The following is a 1,098-nucleotide window of genomic DNA, read 5'->3' on the forward strand; positions in this document are numbered from 1 at the left end:
GTGCAACGTTTTTGGCGTTGCCCGAAGCATCCTGGTAGATAGCGATCAGGTCAGGGATACCGCCGCCTTTGACGAACTCGGAACGCACGGTGTGGCCCGGAGCTTTCGGCGCGATCATGATCACGTCGAGGTCAGCACGTGGCACAACCTGGTTGTAGTGAATCGCGAAACCGTGGGAGAAGGCCAGGGTGGCGCCTTTCTTGATGTTCGGCTCGATTTCGTTCTTGTACAGGGCAGACTGGAACTCGTCCGGGGTCAGGATCATGACCAGGTCGGCAGCCGCTACGGCGGAAGCAACGTCGGTCACTTTCAGGCCGTGGGCTTCGGCTTTGGCAACAGTAGCCGAACCTTTACGCAGACCGACAGTAACATCAACGCCGGAGTCTTTCAGGTTGCACGCTTGAGCGTGGCCCTGGGAACCGTAACCGATGATGGCAACTTTCTTGCCCTGGATGATCGACAGGTCGCAGTCTTTATCGTAGAAAACTTTCATGAATTTCCCCTTTATATCTGGCCCTTCAGGCCATTCGCTAATTTGGTTTAGATGCTCAGTACTTTGTCGCCGCGGGCAATCCCGGTGACGCCACTGCGTACGGTTTCCAGAATCGAGGCGGTCCCGATCGATTGAATGAAGCTGTCGAGCTTGTCGCTGGTACCGGTCAATTGAACGGTATATACGCTAGCGCTGACATCAACGATCTGCCCACGATAAATATCGGTGGTGCGCTTGATCTCGGCGCGCTGGGCGCCGGTGGCCTTGACCTTGACCAGCATCAGTTCGCGCTCGATGTGAGCACTCTCCGACAGGTCGACCAGTTTTACCACTTCGATCAGCTTGTTCAGGTTCTTGGTGATCTGCTCGATGACTTCATCGTGCCCTACCGTGGTTAGCGTCAGACGCGACAGGGTCGGGTCTTCGGTTGGCGCCACGGTCAGGCTTTCGATGTTGTAGTTGCGCTGCGAGAACAGGCCGACTACACGAGACAAAGCGCCCGGTTCGTTTTCCAGAAGCAAGGAAATAATGTGCCGCATGATTAAGTACGCTCCGTCTTGCTCAGCCCCATATCGCGAATGGATCCGTCTTTGATCTGCATCGGG

The 1,098-nt window shown here is 55.7% G+C and carries 2 protein-coding genes; both read right to left on the minus strand.

Annotated elements, in window-relative coordinates; genetic code table 11:
• Positions 1-493 (minus strand): NAD(P)-dependent oxidoreductase (locus tag ACIPLA_RS28295; protein ID WP_401177775.1); only part of this gene is annotated, 493 nt, incomplete at its 3' end.
• Between the two features lie 47 nt (positions 494-540).
• The gene (gene ilvN, locus ACIPLA_RS28300; protein WP_003176102.1) at positions 541-1,032 is read right to left on the minus strand and encodes an acetolactate synthase small subunit; all 492 of its coding nucleotides are present in this window, start codon (positions 1,030-1,032) and stop codon (positions 541-543) included.
• Positions 1,033-1,098: the final 66 nt, after the last annotated feature.

The sequence above is a fragment of the Pseudomonas sp. NPDC086112 genome (assembly GCF_044746425.1).
In the GTDB taxonomy this organism is placed as follows: Bacteria; Pseudomonadota; Gammaproteobacteria; order Pseudomonadales; family Pseudomonadaceae; genus Aquipseudomonas.

Bases quoted from the DNA above. Each gene is read 5' to 3' on its own strand.
- ilvN (WP_003176102.1), bottom strand. From the start codon at position 1,032: ATGCGGCACATTATTTCCTTGCTTCTGGAAAACGAACCGGGCGCTTTG.